General features: G+C 63.4%; 13 protein-coding genes. 5 read left to right on the forward strand and 8 right to left on the reverse strand.

Annotated elements, in window-relative coordinates; genetic code table 11:
* The first annotated feature begins 216 nt into the window (after nucleotides 1-216).
* Nucleotides 217-627, forward strand: coding sequence for a VOC family protein (locus AC3WQS_RS29380; RefSeq protein WP_003945103.1), 411 nt, complete (start codon nucleotides 217-219; stop codon nucleotides 625-627).
* A gap of 72 nt (nucleotides 628-699) precedes the next feature.
* Here the strand turns inward: AC3WQS_RS29380 and AC3WQS_RS29385 are convergent, their stop codons facing one another.
* Nucleotides 700-1,674: a sigma-70 family RNA polymerase sigma factor gene (locus tag AC3WQS_RS29385; protein ID WP_020970164.1), complete on the reverse strand. Its 975-nt coding sequence runs from the start codon at nucleotides 1,672-1,674 to the stop codon at nucleotides 700-702.
* A 53-nt stretch (nucleotides 1,675-1,727) separates the two neighbouring features.
* Nucleotides 1,728-2,459, reverse strand: coding sequence for a GNAT family N-acetyltransferase (locus tag AC3WQS_RS29390; RefSeq protein ID WP_029255775.1), 732 nt, complete (start codon nucleotides 2,457-2,459; stop codon nucleotides 1,728-1,730).
* A gap of 216 nt (nucleotides 2,460-2,675) precedes the next feature.
* Here AC3WQS_RS29390 and AC3WQS_RS29395 point away from each other — a divergent pair, with 216 nt between their 5' ends.
* Complete coding sequence (locus AC3WQS_RS29395) at nucleotides 2,676-3,446, forward strand: hypothetical protein (RefSeq protein WP_492713250.1); 771 nt, start codon at nucleotides 2,676-2,678, stop codon at nucleotides 3,444-3,446.
* A gap of 508 nt (nucleotides 3,447-3,954) precedes the next feature.
* A complete protein-coding gene (locus AC3WQS_RS29400) occupies nucleotides 3,955-9,438 on the forward strand; it encodes an ATP-binding protein (protein ID WP_492713265.1) in 5,484 nt (1,827 codons plus the stop codon).
* Between the two features lie 69 nt (nucleotides 9,439-9,507).
* On the opposite strand, the gene AC3WQS_RS29405 is transcribed toward AC3WQS_RS29400, so the two are convergent.
* From AC3WQS_RS29405 to AC3WQS_RS29415, 3 genes are read right to left on the reverse strand one after another with little or no spacing between them, the layout of a single operon-like run.
* Nucleotides 9,508-9,789 (reverse strand): hypothetical protein, encoded by a 282-nt coding sequence (locus tag AC3WQS_RS29405; RefSeq protein ID WP_492713251.1) that lies wholly within the window; start codon nucleotides 9,787-9,789, stop codon nucleotides 9,508-9,510.
* 11 nt (nucleotides 9,790-9,800) lie between these two features.
* Nucleotides 9,801-13,919, reverse strand: coding sequence for a cation-translocating P-type ATPase (locus AC3WQS_RS29410; protein WP_492741626.1), 4,119 nt, complete (start codon nucleotides 13,917-13,919; stop codon nucleotides 9,801-9,803).
* Entirely contained in the window at nucleotides 13,919-14,344 is a 426-nt protein-coding gene (locus AC3WQS_RS29415) for a hypothetical protein (protein WP_492713253.1), read from the reverse strand. The genes AC3WQS_RS29410 and AC3WQS_RS29415 overlap by 1 nt, the downstream gene beginning before the upstream one ends.
* Nucleotides 14,345-14,527: 183 nt before the next feature.
* Between AC3WQS_RS29415 and AC3WQS_RS29420 the strand changes: the two genes are divergently transcribed.
* Nucleotides 14,528-15,475 (forward strand): aldo/keto reductase, encoded by a 948-nt coding sequence (locus AC3WQS_RS29420; RefSeq protein WP_007732210.1) that lies wholly within the window; start codon nucleotides 14,528-14,530, stop codon nucleotides 15,473-15,475.
* Nucleotides 15,476-15,477: 2 nt separating this feature from the next.
* Here the strand turns inward: AC3WQS_RS29420 and AC3WQS_RS29425 are convergent, their stop codons facing one another.
* Together AC3WQS_RS29425 and AC3WQS_RS29430 are read right to left on the reverse strand one after the other, a co-directional pair.
* The gene (locus AC3WQS_RS29425) at nucleotides 15,478-16,248 is read right to left on the reverse strand and encodes a hypothetical protein (RefSeq protein WP_019749294.1); all 771 of its coding nucleotides are present in this window, start codon (nucleotides 16,246-16,248) and stop codon (nucleotides 15,478-15,480) included.
* Between the two features lie 136 nt (nucleotides 16,249-16,384).
* On the reverse strand, nucleotides 16,385-17,614 hold the full coding sequence (locus AC3WQS_RS29430; RefSeq protein ID WP_492713254.1) for a hypothetical protein: 1,230 nt from the start codon (nucleotides 17,612-17,614) through the stop codon (nucleotides 16,385-16,387).
* Between the two features lie 104 nt (nucleotides 17,615-17,718).
* Here AC3WQS_RS29430 and AC3WQS_RS29435 point away from each other — a divergent pair, with 104 nt between their 5' ends.
* Nucleotides 17,719-19,065 carry a DUF5691 domain-containing protein gene (locus tag AC3WQS_RS29435; protein ID WP_492713255.1) on the forward strand — a complete coding sequence of 449 codons (1,347 nt, stop codon included), beginning with the start codon at nucleotides 17,719-17,721 and terminating at the stop codon, nucleotides 19,063-19,065.
* Between the two features lie 58 nt (nucleotides 19,066-19,123).
* Here the strand turns inward: AC3WQS_RS29435 and AC3WQS_RS29440 are convergent, their stop codons facing one another.
* The gene (locus AC3WQS_RS29440; RefSeq protein ID WP_492713256.1) at nucleotides 19,124-20,254 is read right to left on the reverse strand and encodes an acyl-CoA dehydrogenase family protein; all 1,131 of its coding nucleotides are present in this window, start codon (nucleotides 20,252-20,254) and stop codon (nucleotides 19,124-19,126) included.
* Between the last annotated feature and the right edge of the window lie 2 nt (nucleotides 20,255-20,256).

The raw sequence follows: 20,256 nt of genomic DNA on the forward strand, positions 1-20,256 counted from the left end.
CGGTGTCCGTGTCGCTCTGACCTGGACAAAGTTACGCGAAGATCAACACAACACCAAATCGCCAGGTCAGAGCACTGAAGCGGGTTAACAGCCGATAGTTTCCTCGAATTTTTGCCTCTCGCGATGACTTTCCGCGCCCACTGCGGTCTGTATGAGCAGGAACCAACAGGAACCGAAGCGTTCAGTAATCAGTCAACCGACTTCAAGGAGCACCCAATGTCTCGTCTTCTCTTCGTCAACATGCCGGTCAAGGACGTCGCCGCTACCCGGGCGTTCTTCAGCGGCCTCGGCTTCGAGTTCAACGACATGTTCAGTGACGAGAACACTGTCTCGATGATCGTCAGTGATTCCGCCACCGTCATGTTCCTGAACGAACCCCGTTTCGGGGACTTCATCGCCGACGACATCTGTGACACGTCGAAAGCTCGAGAAGCATTGATGTGCGTGTCAGCCGACAGCAGGGAAGAAGTCGACACCTTCGTCGACGCGGCGATCGCTGCCGGCGGTAGCAAGTGGATGGAGCCCCAGGATCACGGCTTCATGTACGGACGCGCGTTCCGCGACCTCGACAATCACGTCTGGGAGGTCATGTGGATGGACCCGGCTGCGACTGTTCCCCAGCAGTAACGCAGAGCAACAGCAATAGCGAGTAGCCGCGCGGGTCCCTCCATACCGGAGGGCTCGCGCAACTCCTTGCCCCTACAGCTCGGCAGGCAATCCGAACCGTGCGAACAGACTCAGATCGAAGAAACACGTCACGTGCGAGATCCCGGACTCGGTGACATCGAGAACGTGCAACTGGAAAGCACGGTGAACCCCATCGGGCTCGCGCATATAAAGGCCGAACGCCGGCTGGCCGTTGGCGGCGGTCGGTAGCAGCCGCATAGCGCCTGGTCCGTCGGCCGGGCATTTGGTTCCGATGAGCTGCCCGATTGCCTCGGGGCCCTGGTACCAACCCTCGAACGGAGGCATCTCCCAGATGGCTTCCCGCGTGAACAGCTCAACGATTGCCTCGACGTCGTAGCTTTCGAAGCTGTGCACGTAGTCGCGGAGCAACTTCCGGGCAGCCTCGGTAGTCGGTTCCACGAGATCGTCCTCAGTGGGCCCGATGTGATTGATCTGCGCGCGAGCCCGCTGCAGCAGGCTGTTCACCGCAGTGGTTGTGGTGTCCAGCGCCTCCGCAACTTCCGATGCCTTCCACTGCAGAACGTCACGCAGAACCAGAACCGCACGTTGGCGCGCGGACAAGTGCTGCAGCGCGGCAACAAGCGCGAGCCTGACCGAATCGCGATTGACGACCATGACGGCGGGATCATTGACGTCGCCCAACGCCGAATCCGCGATCGGTTCCAACCAGGCAATCTCGTTGCGCTCGATCAAATCGTCGGCCGGGTCCGAACTAGGTGCACCGAGGCCGGTCGGGAGTGGACGCCTCGATCTCCCCTCCAGCGCGGTCAGGCACGTATTCGTCGCGATGCGATAGAGCCAGGTCCTGAGCGACGACTGGCCTTTGTAACCTTCGAACCCGCGCCAAGCCCGGATGAACGTCTCCTGGACCTGGTCTTCGGCGTCGTGAATCGACCCCATCATGCGATAGCAGTGCGCCAGCAACTCGCGGCGGTACGGATCGGCAAGAGTGAGGAAATCACTGTCCAACGCCTGATCGACTGTCATTTGTTCAGACTAGTGGCCGAGCGCCCGAAACACAGGCGTCGGCGAGAATTCGATCAGGCCGGCGCCTGCACCGCGGTCAACCGGGATCTCTTCCTAAGAACGAACCCCAGTGATTCGTAGAGTCTGATTGCATTCGTATTCGATTGCACTGCATGGAGAAACGGCAGCTCGCCGCGTTCGCGAATCCCGGCAGCGACGGCACGGATCAGCGTCGTACCCAGGCCTCGACCTCGGAAGTCGCTGTCGGTGCACACCGCACTGATTTCCGTCCATCCCGGAGGGTGCAACCGCTCCCCCGCCATGGCAACAAGTCTTCCGTCGACGCGAATGCCGTAGTAGCTCCCCATCTCGACGGTACGAGGAAGAAACGGTCCGGGCTTGGTGCGCTCGATCAACGCCAGAATTTCGGGAACGTCGCCCCTTCCGAGAAGTTCGACCGACGGATCAACGGAGACTTCGAGTGCGGAACCGTCCATTTGCACCGAGCCGAACTGATCCACAACGCGCCACCCTTCCGGCGGCTGATGATCAAATCCTCGTAAACCTACTGTGCCGCCTGGACCTACGAGTGTGCGTAGGTTCTCCCAGTCTTCGGCGTCCAACTCGGGCGGATGACCGACAAACGGAGCGACTGTCGGGTCGTATCGCGCAACTCTCCCTGCCCAGCGAGCGAATTGCGCATGATGTCCGCGAAGACCTTGTCGCACAGGATCGTCCAGTGGATGGATGTCGACATCCGTGTCAACAGTCTCGACAAACGACGCCAGGGTCGCCTCCGTGGTCATCGAACCTCTTCCTATCCAAGTCTTCCAGTGATGGAGGCGACCGAAACTCCCCGCCCACCTCGATCACAACGCTAGGAACACTTGCTGTCGTAGTCGCCGGATAGAATCAAGATGATTCTGACTTCCGCCCCACGCCCAGTCACGACCACGGTTCGAGGGCAGATTCTCACAAAGACTTTCGTCGCGACATCTACACCAAACGAAAGGCTGTTCGCCATGAGCCACTCCGACCCGATCAGATCTGCATTCGACCAGCTACCTCTGAAGGAAATGGACGCAGCGACGCTGGTCTTCGCGATCGAGAGCGCCGTCGACGAGATGGCTCTCCCGGGTGAAACCTTGCGGCTCGCCATGGAGGTCGCGACCCTCGCGCACCTCGATCAGTTCAGAAAGAACGGGATCAAGTCAAACGAGGATCCCTACATCGTTCATCCCCTACGAAATGTGTTGCGGCTGCTTCGGTACGGGTGCTCTGATGTCGAGATCCTGAGCGCAACCGCGCTTCACGACACGGTCGAGGACCGACCACACGCCGTCATCGCACTCCTCGGTGGCCGGACTGCGGACGACATGTCTGCATCCGAAGCGCAAGAACGTGCGTCAACACTCATCACCTCGCACTTCGGCCACAGAATCTCCGAACTTGTTGAGGCAGTGACCAATCCAATCGACTACCCGCACGACAACACCACCGGCTACCAGGATCACGTCATCCGCGCGATCGCGGATCCCGCAGTGTTCCTCGTGAAGTTCAGCGACTTCGTCGACAACGCGGGAAGCGTGAAGTACCTGAGCGAGACCGACAGGCTGAGGCTGGTCACGAAGTACGAACCACTCGTGGAGCACTTCAAGCGGGCTTCGCTTGCTCTCGCCAACGCATTGCAGCTCCCTCCCGCAGGACTCGACGCGATCGCACAGCACATTGCAACCATCGAAGGCGATTTCTCGAATACAGTCCGAGGGGACATAGAAAATACTCGCCAGTAGTACCGATCAGTAATAATCGAGCAATCGGGAGAATTCTCCGAATACGCGATTTTGTTACCAGTCAGTATTCACTTTCTTGCCAATTTCATTACCATCGTGATCCGTGTCACAGGGTCGAATTCCATTGCACTGCAATGATTTAACGCCATACGTGTAACCGTGGTTCACGTTGACTAATATTCTTCAATTCGCCCAGGTGACATGAGCGTCGACATACTGCATTCTTAGATAAACCAGGGATTCCCTGGAAGCAGACACAATATGTTGCTGATTCGTGATTGGAGCGGTTCTGAGTCCACGCCTGCAGGGTGGCGTACAAGGCACGCCGTGCCTGAGCGCAGGGGACTCTACGAACCGGAAGGGCAATCACTTGCCGACGCGCAACCGGGGGAAACACAGCGCATCGCGGCGTAGTTCACGAACCAGGTAATCCGGGTATGTGGGACACAGTCGGCTCATATCGCAACGTACGTGACGAAGAATCTCATCAAGGACGGTGGCAGTGACAATGTTCAAACGAATCGCAGTGGTCAATCGAGGTGAGGCCGCGGTCCGGCTGATCAGGGCTGTACGCGAACTGAACGCCGAACACGACTACGGCATTCGCGTCATTGCACTGCACACCGAGGCCGAGCGCCGCGCCATGTTCGTCCGCCAGGCAGACGAGGGTGTGACCCTGCGCAGCACCGGCACCGGCAGCCCGTATCTCGACTACGCCGAACTCGAGCGAGCACTCCTCGCGGCCAAGGCCGACGCAGTCTGGGTCGGCTGGGGCTTCGTGGCCGAGGATCCCGCCTTCGCCGAGATCGTCGCGAAACTGGGCATCACGTTCATCGGCCCGAGCGCCGACGCGATGCGCCTGCTCGGCGACAAGGTTGCCGCCAAGATCCTGGCCGAGAAGGTCGGCGTACCTGTCGCCCCGTGGAGCGGCGGACCGGTCGAAACGCGCGCCGACGCTCGTCGTCATGCTCAGTCCATCGGATATCCCCTGATCATCAAGGCCCGAAGCGGCGGCGGTGGACGCGGTATCCGCAAGGTCTGGGCCGAAGACGAACTCGAAGTTGCACTCGAGCGCACGCAGGGCGAAGCAGAGCGGTCCTTCGGCGACCCCGTCGTCTTCCTCGAACGCCTTGTCACCGATGCACGCCACGTCGAGGTACAGGTCATCGCCGACAACCACGGCAATGTCTGGGCTCCGGGCGTTCGCGACTGCTCGATTCAGCGTCGCAACCAGAAGGTCATCGAAGAATCCTCCTCCCCCGTCCTGACCGAAGAACAGTCTGACCACCTCAAGAAGGTGTCCGCCGAATTGGTCAAGGCAGCCGGATACCAGGGCGCAGGCACGGTCGAATACCTCTACCAGCCCGAGAACAAGCTCTTCACGTTCCTCGAGGTCAACACCCGTCTGCAGGTCGAGCACCCGATCACCGAGGTCACCACCGGAATCGACCTCGTCAAACTGCAGATTCTGGTCGCCAGTGGTGACGAATTGGTCGGTGACTGCCCGCCCGCATTCGGCCACGCCGTCGAAGCCCGCCTCAACGCAGAGGACGCGGACAACGATTTCGCGCCGGCACCCGGCACGGTTCAGCTCCTCAAGTTCCCGCTCGGCTCCGGCATCCGGGTCGACACCGGCATCGCTGCCGGGGACGTCATTCCGCCCGACTACGACTCGATGGTCGCGAAGGTCATCGCCTGGGGCCGCAACCGCTCCGAGGCACTTGCGCGCCTGCGTACCGCCCTTCGTGAAACCACAGTCGTACTCGACGGCGGCACCACCACCAAGTCGTTCCTCCTCGATCTACTCGATCGCGACGAGGTCATCTCGGCATCCGCGGATACCGGCTGGCTCGACCGCACGGGCGCCCTCACCGGCACCACTCGTCGCGCGGACGTCGCACTGATCGCCACCGCCATCGATGCTTACGACGCCGAGGAGTCCCTCGAGCGTGCGGCCTTCCTCGCCTCGGCACGTGGCGGCCGTCCCCGCGCCAATCACGCGATCGGCCGTACCGTCGAGCTCAACTACCAAGGTCAGGCATACAAACTGACCGTCGGGCGTATCGGCCCGCACCGCTACCGCGTCGACGGAGACGCCGGCGACATCGAGGTCGACGTCGATCGTCTCGGCGACTTCGAGTCACGGCTGGTGATCGGCGATCGGCGCTTCCACGTCGTTTCCGTCGTGAGCCCGGCTCGCTATCTCGTCGAGGTCGACGGCATCAGCCACCAGATCAGCCAGGACGACGCCGGAGTGGTCCGCGCGCCGGCTCCCGCCGTCGTGGTGGCTATACCGGTCGCGGTCGGCGACGACGTCGAAGCCGGCTCCACCCTGGTCGTGCTCGAATCCATGAAGATGGAGACCGCAGTTCGCGCACCGTACGCGGGCAAGGTGCGTGAAGTTCTCGCTACCGTCAACTCTCAGGTCGATGCCGGCGCGCCGCTCCTGCGCGTCGACCAGGTCAGCGAGGAAGCTGTCACGGAGAAGGCTCCGCGAGTCCAATTCGATCTTCCGGCAGCAACTTCCGGTTCCGACGCCCGCGACGACGCGTTGGCACAGCTCGAAGCACTGACCGCGATGATCAGTGGCTACGACGTCAGCGGTAAGCACGCAAACGCTGTTCTGGCCGAGTACGACGCACTTCGCAGCGCACTCGAATCCGAGGACCGCGAACTGGTACAGGCCGAACTGGCTGTGCTGACCACCTTCGCCGACATCTGCGAACTCTCGCGCAACAAGCCCACCTCGGGTGAGTCCGCGAAGGACGAATCCGTCCACAGCCCCCGCGAGCACTTCCACACCTTCCTGCACTCACTCGACTCCGAGCGCGAAGGTTTGCCGGCGTCGTTCCGCACGAGACTCGAACGGGCACTTCGCCACTACGACGTCACCGATCTGGAAGATCGCCAGGCCGTCGAGGAAGCGGTGTACCGACTCTTCCTGGCTCTGCAGCGCATGGAAGCCCAGATCCCGGTCATTGCAGCACTTCTCGAAGGCTGGCTGGTCGGCGACAAGGCTCCCGGTTGCTCGGCTCAGGAGCTCAACGAGGTTCTCGATCGACTCATCGTCGCGACGCAGGTCCGCTACCCCGTCATCGGCGACGTCGCCCGCAACCTTCGCTTCCGGTTCTTCGACGAGCCGCGCATCCGCAAGGTTCGCGAAGACGTCTACGACGGAGTACGCGGCAACCTCGCCTACCTCGAAGAGCAGCCGGACGCTGCCGATTTCGACGAGCGAATCGCCAACCTCGTCGCCACTCCCGAACCGCTCCTGGACCTGTTGGGTCGAAAGATCGGCCTTGGCAACCGCGATGGCGGCCCTCTACTCGAGGTCATCACGCGTCGCTACTACAAGATTCACTCCTTCGAAGACGTCCGCGTTTTCGAGCACGTCGACCGCCGTTTCGTGACCGGTAACTTCGACCTCAAGGGCGACGGGCTACATCTAGTCTCGACGGTGGCCGAATTCGACGCTCTCGGAACGGCTCTCGACGATGTCGCCACAATCGCGCAGGATGCTCCATCCGGTCGCGGCCTGGTAGTCGACATCTACCTCGACTGGCCGAATCAGCCCGCCGACGGCGACACGCTCGTCGAGACGCTGCGCACCGAACTCTCGCGCAACGAGACGATCACCCGGTCCCGCCGCGCGACTGTGATCATCTGCAATCCGAATGGGGAGCCGGTCCGCTGGGTCACCTTCCGCCCGATCGACGGTGAACTGGTCGAGGACAACATCATCCGCGACATGCATCCGCTCACGGGTCAGCGTCTGGACATGTGGCGCCTGAAGAACTTCAACGGCAAGCGTCTGCCGGCTCCGGAGAACACCTACCTGTTCCACCTCTCCGCCAAGGAGAACCCGAAGGACGAGCGCCTGATCGCTCTCGCGGAAATCCGTGACGTGACACCGCAGCTCGACGACGAAGGCCAGATGGTTGCGCTTCCGGCCATCGAGCGCACACTTGCCGCGTGCCTCGACGGCATCCGCCGTGCGCAGTCTCAGCGCGGCGACAAGCGTCGACTGGCAGCCAACCGCGTCGTGCTCTACGTGTGGCCGGTCGCCGACGTTCCCAGCGAACGCTTCTCCGTGATCGCTCAGAACGCAGCCCGACTGACCGTCGGCGCCGGGCTCGAAGAGATCACACTCATCACCCGCCTGAAGGACCGAAAGGGCGGCGCGCCCAAGGAAGTTGCGCTGCGATTCTCCTACCGCGCAGGTGCCGGTGTGGTCATCAACAAGACCACGCCTCCCACTGAACCGCTGCTCCCCCTCGACGCGTACGCCCAGAAGGTCCAGAGTTCGCGGGCACGCGGCACGGTGTACCCGTACGAGCTGATTCCGCTCCTGACCGGCACCAAGGGCACCTTCGTCGAGCACGACTTCGACGAAGCGGGCGTCCTCTCACCTGTCGAGCGTCCGTACGGGCTCAACAAGGCCGGCATCGTCGTCGGCCTCGTGAACACTCCGACGCCGCGCTATCCCGAGGGAATGACCCGTGTCGCGCTCTTCGGTGACCCCACCAAGGCGCTCGGTACCGTGGCCGAGGCCGAATGCTCACGCGTGGTCGCTGCCATCGACCTGGCCGAGAAGTTGAACGCTCCGGTCGAGTGGTTTGCACTGTCCTCGGGTGCCACCATCTCGATGGAGAGCGGCACCGAGAACATGGACTGGGTCTCCCGTGGCCTGCGCCGGATCATCACCTTCACCCAGAACGGCGGCGAGATCAACATCGTCGTCACGGGAATCAACGTCGGCGCTCAGCCCTACTGGAACGCCGAAGCCACCATGTTGATGCACACCAAGGGCATTCTGGTGATGACCCCGGACAGCGCGATGGTGCTGACCGGCAAGCAGTCTCTCGACTACTCCGGTGGTGTGTCGGCCGAGGACAACTTCGGTATCGGTGGTTACGACCGCGTCATGGGCCCCAACGGCCAGGCGCAGTACTGGGCCCCCGACCTCACTGCGGCGTGCGAGATCCTGTTCCGTCACTACGCACACTCGTACCTCGCTCCCGGCGAACGGTTCCCACGCCGCGCAGCGACGACGGACCCAGTCGATCGCGACGTACGTAGCTTCCCGCACACCCACCCGTCGAGCGACTTCGAGACGGTCGGCGACATCTTCTCCTCGGCGAAGAACCCGGATCGCAAGAAGCCCTTCGACATTCGCACCGTGATGCGTTCGGTGGTCGACCAGGACCACTCGGTTCTCGAGCGTTGGGCCGACATGGCCGGCGCCGACACCTCGGTCGTTCTGGACGCGCACCTCGCCGGACATCCGGTCACAGTGGTGGGCATCGAATCCCGCGCGATCCCGCGTAAGGGTCACTTCCCCGCCGACGGTCCCGACACCTGGACGTCGGGAACGCTGTTCCCGAACTCGTCGAAGAAGACGGCCCGCGCGATCAATGCGGCGAGCGGCAACCGTCCGATCGTGGTGCTGGCCAACCTGTCCGGCTTCGACGGTTCACCGGAGTCACTGCGCAACATCCAGCTCGAGTACGGCGCCGAGATCGGCCGCGCCATCGTCAACTTCGACGGACCGATCGTGTTCTGCGTCGTTTCCCGCTACCACGGCGGCGCGTTCGTCGTATTCTCCGGTGCGCTCAACGACAACATGGAAGTTCTTGCTGTCGAAGGTTCGTTCGCCTCGGTACTCGGCGGCGCCCCCGCCGCCGCAGTGGTCTTCACCCGTGAGGTAAACACCCGCACCAACAACGACCCGAAGGTGCAGCAACTGGAAGCAGACTTGGCAGCAGCCAAGGACGACACGGAGAAAGCACACCTGCGCGTCGAACTGAACGCTCAGCGCATCGCCGTCCGCTCCGACAAGCTCGGCGAAGTGGCATCCGAATTCGAAGCGATCCACAACATCCAGCGGGCCCGAGAGGTCGGCTCGGTGGATGAGATCGTCCCTGCCGCAGAACTGCGTCCGCAGATCATCGCAGCAGTCGAACGCGGCATGAAGCGCGCACTCGCGCAGTAAGTTTCTCCGCACGTCGAGCGGTCCCGCGAAATGCGGGGCCGCTCGATTTGTGTCCGCACCGCGCCGGCATCAGACGCCCTCGAGCGCCTCTCCGATCTCTTCGAGGACGTGATTGTGCTGCTCTGTTGCGAGCAGATGCCCCGCCGCGATGGTGCCTGCCACGGGCCACTCGATGATCTCGAACGCAACCATCAGTCCCATCACCGCAAAATAGGCGATCTGCTCGGGTCTCGGAACCGGAATGGCACCGACGATCGGTAGCTCCAACTCGAAGCTCCGTGCCGAACGGACGGATTCCACTACCGCGCGGTGATCGACGGGGTTCCTTTGGTCGACGGTGTTCTGGGACATGTCACGATTCCTCAGGATTCATCTCGGGTCGCCCGGGAGTTCGGCGACGTGTCACTTCCAGCAGCGACGCTCACAAGCGTGTCCGATTCACCGGTTTCCGCTTCTTTGATTTCCGCTTCGCTGATTTCCACGCTGTCGCGAGCGCTGACTCCCCCGGTTCGGGAGGTGTACGCGGTGCTCGTCCGCGTCGGGATCTTGCGAATCGTCGACTGACCTTCCGCGCTCTCCTCGGTTCCAGTCTCCTCAGTTGCGGCGATCCGCTCCAACACCCGCGGAGCCAGCGCCGCCAGCAGCGTCGCTGCCGACGCACAGCCCACTGCTTGTCCCCACCCAATCGGACCGAGCGGCGTGCAACCGAGAAATTGGCTCACCACCGGTGTGCTGACGAGCGTCGCCAGCGCCGCAGCGGACCCGGCAACTGTTGCGACCACCAGCGGACTGCGCGATTCGAGCAGCGTCTGCCCCAGTTGGGTGCCCACCAGGGCAACCAACGCCACCGTCGACGCTCGCCGCCGCCTGCCGCTCGTCCGGGCCAGAAGCCACGCTGCCAGCGCACCGATTGCCGTGGCAGTGCCGCGGACAGCGATCGTCTGCCACAACGCATGAGTGTCCATCTGTTCGGACTTCTCGGATCCGTTCTCGGACGGGGTGCTCACCGCAAGCGCAGCAGCGGGCAAGGCGTCCGTCATCAGATTGACCAGTAGCAACTGCCTTGCGTTGAGCGGTGATTCGCCGGACAGCGCAGAACCGATCAGAGCGAATGCGACTTCACCCGCGTTGCCTCCGAGCAAAACCCCCACCGCTGATCTGACCCGCCGCCACAATTGACTGCCCTCGTCCAATGCGTCGGTCAATCCGCCGACACGGCCGTCGAGGAGCACGATGTCTGCGGCGCCGCGCGCCGGATCGCTGTCAGTCGACGCCACCCCGATTCCCACGCTGGAAACTCGGATCGCCGCAGTATCGTTCGCGCCGTCACCGACCATGGCGCACACGCGCCCGTCAGTCTCCAACGCTTGCACGATCTCGACCTTCTGCTCGGGTGTCACGCGCGCAAAGACGCTGCTGCCGCGGACGGCGTTCCGTCGTTCTGCGCGAGAGAAGTTCTCCCAGTCCGGACCGGTGACCACGTCCTCGCGCGCCACATCCATCCCCAGTTCGGTGGCGACCGCCGCCGCTGTTGTCGGATGATCCCCGGTCAGCACGCGCACTTGCTGTCCGTTGCCTTCAAGTTCTCGAACAAGTTGCGTTGCTTCGGGTCTCAGCGTGTCCGAGAGTCCGAGAAGGCCGACCGCTTCCAACCCCTCGGAGCAACACTGTTCGAGAAATTCCGAGTCCTCCGCAGCGCGTCGCGCATCGTGTTCCGACAACTCGCGCTGTGCGACGGCAACCACCCGCAGTCCGCGTCCGGCCATGCTCTGAACGTGGCTCGCCGACACAGCATTCGGATCCCGCCCTGCCTCCGCCACGAATTCCGGTGAACCCTTCAGTGCGATCCGTCTGCCCAGTAGGGCTGCCGAGTACGGCCGCCCAGACCTGAACGGAACGAGGTTGAGCGCGTCGGCATCACCGAAAACCCGAGCCTCGTCCAGAGCTTGTTCGGCTGCATCGACGACGGCGGCGTCCGTCGAATGAAACACGCGATCGTCGCGACTTCCCAGAGCACTGCGCGCCGCAACTTCCAAAATCTCACTTTCGCCCCAACCGTCGACGCGTTCGACCGCGGCCACCCGTAGCTTGTTCTCGCTGAGGGTTCCGGTCTTGTCGAAGCAGACCACGTCGACACGGCCGAGCGCTTCGATCGAACGTGGAGCACGCACCAACACTCCTGCTGCAGTGAGCCTTCGAGCTGCCGCCTGCTGAGCCAGGGTCGCAACCAGAGGCAATCCCTCCGGCACGGCGGCCACGGCAACGGCCACGCCTCCGGTGACGGCGCGGCGCAGACCGGTACCACGAATCAGACCCGCGACTGTCACCAACGCTCCGCCGCCGATACTGGCCGGTAGAGTCGCCCTGGTGAGTTCGCGCAGTCTGTTGGTCAGGCCCACAGCAGGTCCGGATCGGGATACACCGACATCGGCGCGCCTGGTCACCGTACGAGCTCCGGTGGCCGTGACCACGCCACGACCGGAGCCGGCAAGCACTGTTGTCCCGGTATAGGCCATGCACCTTCGCTCGGCCAGGGGCATCCCCGGGGTCGGGTCGGTCTGCTTGTCGACGGGCATGGACTCCCCCGTCAACGACGACTCGTCGACTTCCAGCGATTCGGCGCTCAACAGTCGACAATCGGCGGGCACGATGTCCCCGGACTCGAGGGCCACGACGTCACCGAGTTCGAGCCCGTCTGCCGCAGTCTCGACCGTGCCGGCGTTGGTTACTCGCCGAGCTACCGGATCCTGCATCTGCAACAGTCGCTGCACTGCGCGTTCCGAGTGCAGTCGTTGAACAGCGGACATCGCGGCATTGCCGACCAAAACCGAACCGACCAGGACGGCGTCTACCGGTGAACCGAGGACTGCACTGGCCGCCGAGCCGGTTGCCAACACCGGCGTGAGTGGATCCGCCAATTCTGTTCGCAACGCCGACAATCCGTCACGGATCAACCTGAAGCGTGCGGGCGCTCGCACACGAGCGTCGGCGCGCTGCGGCGTATGCCGGACGGATTCGGCGAGTTCGCGAACGACAGAATCACCGTCCATCTCATGCCAGCTATCGCTCGGAGCACCGACAGGGGCGGGAGCCTGAATCACAGATCGGGACAGGGTGTATCCGGTCCACAGTCCCGCGGCCGAACCAGCCGTGACCGGCCCCGGCCCAGCCCCTCGAATTCCCGGAAGCATAATCAAGGCACCCAATGCCGAAGAACCCGAGGAGAGTTCGACGCCGCGCCTCGTCGCTGTTCGGGCAGCCGAGAGCGCATGGACGACCCGCCACGCCCCGGCCAAGTCGGTGTGGATGTCGGCACTCACGTGCTCGCCACTCGGTGGTGAAATCCCGATGCGTAGCACTGCCTGCCCCGCTATCGCCCTACTCGACACGATCGCAACTGTCCGACCCTCGGCCACCAACGCCGAGAGAGCGTCGCGCAGGCCGGCTTCGGGAGTCGATGGCGCCGGATAGAGCTCGTCGAATCCGCTTCGCAGTGATCCGAGCCCGTCGTCGTCGATCGTGGCCGCTGCGACTCCGCTCGCGCGTATCTCACCTATCAGTGATTCCGCCAACCCTTTTCGCACCGGTCTTACGACAACTTCGGCGCCGTCGATGCGGTGTCTTCCGACCCCGAGCGAGCCGGCGTCAAGCGCTTCCCTGGCATGTGCCCACACCACGACGCGGTCCGACTCGGACACCTCTCGTATGTCGGAAACCCGGAGCGCGTCTTCGAAAAGGACACTCGGATCGACGAGGACGGTATCGACACGATCGAGCATGCGTAGAGCCGCGGGGTCCGAAACGGCGACGTGGTGCGTCCGGCACAGACCGTATGACAAACCAGCAGCGAACGATTCGCGCGACATCCGAAGCGGCCGCGGCGCCGAAACCTTGATGCTCGTCGCAACGGTGTCACCGCCGGCAGACACAGTAGCCAGTGCAGCCCCAGCCGCCAGCTGAACCCCAGCGATCCTGTCGGCATAACGCTCCCCCGGACCACTCGGGTCACGCCTCGTGGAAGAACCGCGAGCGCCAGGTTCGAGTGGCCACACCAGCCGAGAGTTTCGCGCCGCCAGAGTTTCGCGCAGCAGCATCGTCCGCAGCCCGAAATCCACGCCCAATGACGCAGGCGCATAGGTCAGAACATCCGCGAACGACGTCGCCGACTCCAAAGCGAAGTCGGTGAGCGAACGGCCAAGGCGCTGTTCGATTCGCCGACGCACCCGGGGTTGATAATTGATCGCCGACACCGCCGCCGAGACATAGGCGGAACCCGGCATTCGCGGCGCACGAAGAAACGATCCCGCTGCTGCAGGAATCATCCCGACGCCCGCCAGCGCAAGAGTGCCAGTCCGCAGCGCCACGTCACTGACAGCGGTTCGCGGAATCGTCGAACCACCGACCAACGCCAGACCCGACAACGCCAGGCGCGGCGGCAAAGTTGCCACCGACACCGCACGCCGGGCCATCGCTGAGAACATCAGGAAGTGGATCGAGTGTGCGAAGAACTGTGAGTTCGATCCTGCGACCGACTGGCCGCCTTGTGGGAGTTTCCGCTCGATTCCTTCTTTGCCGGTTCCGTCTTGGTCGCGCGCCCAACCGCCTTGACCGCACGATCGGGCCGCGCGCTCTTGCGATCCCATTCGTGAAGTACCAGGGCCGTGCCGCCGACCGCCAAGAGCAGCGGCCACTCCACCAATCCCGCCGCGCCGACGGCGGCCATCGTGAGAACCGCGGTCGGCGTCGAGGAACTACCCGCACGAATTCCGTCTCGGACGCCCTCCGCCGTTCCGCGTATCCCGCCCGTCACTCCACCGATCACTCCACCACCGACGGCTCCAGCCACCGTCGTCGTTGCGTCTGCCACACCACGAACGACGCGGGTGGCTTCGTCGACAATCATCATCGGACGCTCCTATCAGCAGTCCATCGAAGAATTCAGTATTTGAGGCCATACCCAACACCGACGGCGGCAATCACGATCCGATACATTTTTCGGCGAACCTGGCGAGGGCGCGCCATCGTCAGCGCCGTGAGAGGGTACGGTGCGGGATGCAGCGACCACCTTCATCGACGGGAGTTCCACACAGTGGCGATCATCGGAAATTCGGACCTCGACATCTTCCGACTTAGCTTGGGCGGCAACCCTTTCGGATGGACAGCAGACGAGAAGACGTCCTTCGAGATCCTCGACTCGTTCGCCGAAGCCGGTGCAAACTTCATCGACACCTCCGACTCGTACACGGCGTCGGCTCCCGGCAATTCCGGCGGGGAATCCGAAACGATCATCGGGAAATGGATCACCGATCGGGGACTGCAGAACGACATCGTCGTCGCCACCAAGGTGGGTAGCCATCCCGATTTCAAGGGACTGAAGGCCGACAACATCGCGGCCGCAGCTGAGGCGTCGCTGCAGCGCCTGCAGACGGACTGCATCGATCTGTACTACGCACATTTCGACGACCCGCAGACTCCGCTCGAGGAAACTCTCGAAGCCTTCAATGCGTTGGTCGTCGCGGGCAAGGTTCGCTATCTCGGAATCTCCAACTACAGCCCCGACCGCGTCCGGGAGTGGCTGCGGATCACCGAGGAGAACGGTTACGCCGCGCCCATCGCGCTGCAACCGCACTACAACCTGGTGCACCGCAAGTCGTACGAACCCGAACTCGCGCAGATCGCCACCGACAACAACATCAGCGTCTTCCCGTACTTCGCTCTCGCTTCCGGCTTCCTGACCGGAAAGTACAAGACCCGCGCGGACATCGAAGGCAGCTCCCGCGAACGGCTGACCGCCGGATACTTCAGCGACGCCGGACTCGACGTCGTCGCGGAACTGGCAACAATCGCGCAGGCACACGACAGCGAGATCTCGACCGTCGCGCTGGCCTGGCTGCTGACTCGACCGGGCATCACCGCACCGATCGCGAGCGTCAGCCGGCCGGAGCAGCTCCCGGCGCTACTGGACGCCCCGAATCTGGTGCTGTCGTCGAATGAACTGGACACTCTCGAACGGGTGTCGGCGGCAGTCGGCGCCTGAAATCAGGCAGTTTTGAGATGAGCGCCGAGGGCCGTGTTGTTGATCGTCCAAAACGACCAGCCGTCATGGCTCTCGGTGTCGCCTGAAATGTGACCGGTCACGGCATTGGCGGCCGCGGTCGGATCAGGGAATCGGCGGCCTTCCATCGGTCCGCGCATGATCTCGACGACCTCGGTGCTTTCGTCGAAGCGTCCGACCCAGCGGTATCCATGGCAATCAGCCGTCATCTCGAGGCGATTGTCGACAACTTCGATCTCCTCGACACCGCTGGCGCGACGCTTCTTCGCGGCGACCGGCGACGTCTTGCGCTTGGTCGCAACCGGGGCCTCCACGTAAATGCTCGGATCCTTGACCGCGGCCAGGCCCAGCGCATCCCAACGATCGTGACCGTGTACGACGCGTCCGCGCGGAATCGCGTGATGTCCGGTGCGATTGCGTCCGGGGCTGTCCATGATCCACAGGTCGACCTCGGCACGGATGTCGTCCGCGACCTCGTTGGAGGGCAGCATGAAGAACTCGTGCGGGTCTGCAGCCAGGTCGACGAATACCCAGAACTCGGAGCGCGTGTCGTCGCTCTCGAGCGACTCGTCCTGACGCCTGGCCTGCCAGTCACCGTCGAGCTTGGAACGCACTCGGACGATTCGGCTGATGCCGTCTGCGCCCGTCACCTCGACGGGATTACGACGTGAGTGCGTGAGGCGGACAGCCTTGCCCCCACGCTGCGTAGCTTCGGAAATGAACGCATTGATGCCGCGGCTTGCGGTGTCTTCCATGATCGACCTGTCTCGAGCGGGTACGCCCGCATCACCGGATCGGCATCGGGGTCGAGCAAAGAGCGAATTCTCGGCCTGTTCTTCGATCGTGCGGCCGGTCAGTACCTTCGACCTTACAGCTCCGGCGACAGCCTGACTACGGCGCCCGACGCTCGTTCCCGGAGGTCAGCAGTGCAATGTCCCCGTAAAGAGCCGCCCGGTGAGCGAACATCAGTTCTTCCACACCGTCGAATTGATCCCCGACGTAGTGCGTGTTGGCAGCCGAAAGTTCACGTGAACCAGAGCGCGCGAGGAGGTCGTCGATCCGGCTGTCGAGGCTCGCTGCATGCGCAACCGCACGCTGCGAACTCAACTGATCCTCGGCCCGTGCGACCAGGTCACCGATCCGCGCGAGCGCCGCGACGCGCTCGACCAGCTGGTCCCAGACCGTGCCGAGCGCTTCCCTTCGCGAAGCGATTCCGGCTCGGGTTCCCTCGTCGCGTGCCAGCGCAGCCGCGTCGTCCAGCTCTGCGAGTATCGAACGCAGCGCTACGGTATCGACCGCGATCTGCGTGATCTCGTCTGCCAAGTCCAGTTGATTACGTTGAATGACGAAGTGATCGGAATGCCACGCGCTGGAACTCTCGAGCCGGTCGAAAAGATTCCCGGCGAGGTAAAGCAGTGCGTCGTACTCACCGGCGCGTCCTTCGGGTTCGGAATCGACCAGTCCGTCGAGGACTTCCGCGATACGTCTTCCGGCATCGGCGATGACACCGGTTCCCTGGACCTTCCCGAACTGGGCGGCGAGTTTGTCGAGTGCTGCGTTTCCACTGCTGGCCACGACACCGAGACCCACCGGCAGCTTGGCCGGAACCGGCGTGCGGGTGAGCCCGGCAAAGAGAGCCTCGCGCTGCTCGACGTCGAGATGGAGACCGTCGCGGCGGTCCTTGCGAATGGCACGGACGCTGCTCGCGAAGTGGCGATTGGAATGCACGATCGCCGACCGCATCGACTGAACGCGCTTCTCGAGCGCCTGCACCCGCCGGTCGAGGACAACCTGAACCGGGCCGAGACGGGTCGCGAGCAGTCGACGCCTGGTGCGGGCCAGCTCGTCGGTGAGATACCTCAACTCCGAAAAGCCGCCGATCTCCGGGAACGAACGTCCGACACCGCGCCGGTTCGCCAGGATCGACCGCGTCGACTCGTCCGCATAGCCGCCGGCGATCAGCAATGCGACATCGTCGGACAACTCCGGCCGGTTCGACTCGACGGTCCCCGCCGCACACCACTCCCTGACTCGGGTGGAGATGAGCGTTCGCCGTTCGGTCACCGACGCCACGACAAAGACGTCGCCATTTCCGTCTGCCATCTCACGGCCATCCGTCATCTCACGCCTCCTGCTGGGTGCCGGTTACCACTGTTCCAGAATCTGCCGACACGCGCCCGACCCCTGCTCCCGAAGCCGACGCACCTCTGCCATACCGTAGGCGGGTGACCTCCCTGCGATCAGACGTGCAAGCAGGTCACTCGCGCGCACCGCGGACTCCTCCAGCGGTTCAACCACTACTTCCCGATCTCGCGATCGAACAACTCCAGTCGTTGTTGCAGGTACGTTCCTGGACTCTCGCGGAATGGTTCGCGATGGCCGACCAACGCGGATTCCTCGCGCCCGCGGCCAGTGTTCCGCTCTTCATGGAAGCCGCGCTGAAGTATCCCGAGCACCGCGAGGCGCTCCTTCGCCTCGCCGGCCGACGCGGGCAGTACCTGGCGGAGCAGAATCCCGATTGGGCCCAATTGCGGCGGATCGGGTCACGCCGGGACGAACTGTGGCTATCGCCCGATCCGAACGACCGTACGGCCTGGTTCGATTACATACGTACGGTCGACCCGGAACTGGCGAGCGAGGAGCTCGAGATCGCCTGGGACGACGAGCCCACCGCAAACCGCCTGCACTTCCTCGATCACCTCGAGGTCGGACTGGGTGAACACGATCACACCCTCCTCGAGCGTGCACTCGACGATCCAGCCGTGCGGGTTCGTGAGCGTGCAATTCAACTACTACGGCAACTCCCCCGATCTCCTTTTGCCTCTCGCATGGTCACTCGGGCTAAGTCGTGGGTCCGGCTCGAGACGAAGCCATTGCGACCGCGCCTTGCCGTCCGATTGCCGGGCTCGCTCGACGACCTCGCATTTCGTGACGGCATCGAAGACGTCCACTACAAGAACAAAGGCATCCGGCGCTGGTGGTTACGGCAAGTCGTGACCGCCACTCCACTGACGCTGTGGGAATCGATGGCCGGTTCGCCACGCGAGGCCCTCGCCATCCCCATCGAGAAGCAATGGCGCACCGTGATGATCGAATCATGGACTGCTGCAACAGTTCTTCAGAAGAACACAGCGTGGGCGTCGGCATTTCTGGAGCGGGACGGGCGCACGACCGACCGGAGAATCGTCGCCATCGCAGACCCACGCGAGCGCGTCGAATACATCGTTGCCGGCCACGCGGACGAATACCTTCTGGGCGTCGACGGCAGCGCACTACTCGACGGCATCGACCGTCCATGGCCCCTCGCCGTCGCCGAAAAGTTGTTGAACGCCTTGGAGAACGAAGCGATGGAGCATGCTGCGACGGGTGAGGACTTGGGCATTCACTCGCGGCACAGTCACTTTTCCACTCTGCGAAGCGTGCAGGCGCGCTTCCCTTTCGATGCCGTACCGCTTCTGCAGGACGCGGCGGCACGAACGAGTGACCCCGGGTGGCAACAAGCATTCACCGACAGCGCCGTCAACATCGAGCAGCGTCAACTCCGCTTGGACGTTCTACGTCATCACCACTGAACGACGAAGGGGCCGCATCCCTCGAACGGAATGCGGCCCCTCTGTCGATGGTGAAAGATCAGACCACGCTGACCATCTCGTGATCAGCCACACCGGCGGCCAACACCCGGAGGTGATCTTCGGTGCTGCCGAGGGTGTGCTCGATGGCGACGAGTCGGCTCACGTAGTGACCCACCGGGTACTCCGCGGTCATACCGATGCCACCGTGCATCTGGATCGCTTCCTGGCCGATGAGCCGAGCCGAACGCCCGATCTGCAACTTCACCCGCGAAGCGATCACCGGATCGACGACGCCGTCGGCAAGGGACATCGTTGCGTACAGACTCATGCTGCGCGCCAACTCGAGCGAGACGTACAGATCGGCGGCACGATGCGTCAATGTTTGGAACTTTGCGAGCGGAACACCGAATTGCTTACGCGTCTTGAGGTATTCGGTGGTCAGACGCAGCGCCTCTTCCATTGCTCCGACAGCCTCGGCGCACAGCGCGGCCTGCTCACGGATCTGTGCGGCCTGGATCAGAGCAGAAGCGTCTCCGCCCTCACCGAGCGCTTCGGCGGGAGTATCGGTGAACTCGATCTGCGCCCCGCGCAAACCGTCGTGAGTGGCGTAGGACTTGCGTACCAAGCCCGAGGCATCGCTCTTGACGAGGAACAGTCCGACGCCGCCATCCGGGAGCGCAGCGCTCACGACGAGGATGTCCGCCGTCGCGCCGTGGCCAACGGGATTCTTGATACCGGTGATGGTCCAGCCGCCGTCGACCTGCGCCGCCGCGGTGGCCCGTTCGGTTGCCGGCCAACGAATTCCGGGTTCCTGATCGGCGAACGCGAGGAACGTGGTGCCCTCGGCCACTCCGGGAAGAATCGACGAGCGCTGCTCTGCGCTGCCTCCTTCGGAGATGAGCCCGCCCGGCGTCACGACCGCGTCGAGTAACGGTTCGGGGGCCAAGCGTCGACCGATCTCGGTCATGACCGCACCGATTTCCACCGGGCCCGCGTCCATGCCGCCGTCGTCCTCGGAGAATGTCAGGCCGAGCAAGCCGACCTCGGCCAACTGCTTCCAGACCTGCGGACTCCACCCTGGATCGGAGTCGATGATCGCGTTGCGCTTTTCGGCGTCGTAGCTACGCGAGAGGAGGTCCTTGGTGGTGTCGCGGAGAAGCTTCTGTTCGTCGTTCAGTTCGAAGTCCATGC

Source organism: Rhodococcus sp. FW305-130, assembly GCF_058788335.1.